Source organism: Methylobacterium sp. AC315 (assembly GCF_979253755.1).
On sequence record NZ_CEEDEA010000119.1, the window covers coordinates 1 to 243 of the forward strand.

1 pseudogene is annotated in these 243 nt (G+C 72.8%); it reads right to left on the reverse strand.

The annotated features are described in order from the left end of the window. Nucleotides 1–243 (reverse strand): annotated as a pseudogene (locus AC0IY0_RS28945) (hypothetical protein); the annotation flags it as partial.

The following is a 243-nucleotide window of genomic DNA, read 5'->3' on the forward strand; positions in this document are numbered from 1 at the left end:
ATGCCAACTCCGTCCCGGCGGTCGTGGTTTCGCGGTACTCGGCGTTCAGCGTGGCGAGCGGCGTGTCCGTGTGGGCTGCCGGGGCGACATGCGGAAAGTCGCTGCGCCAGTGGGCGCCGCGGCTCTCCCGGCGGGTGCGCGCTCCGCGGGCGATCATCAGCGCCACCAGGGCGGCGTCGCAGGTCTCGCTGTGAGCTTCGAGCAGGCGGCATCGCGGACCACGCCGACCTGGGCCTCCATGAG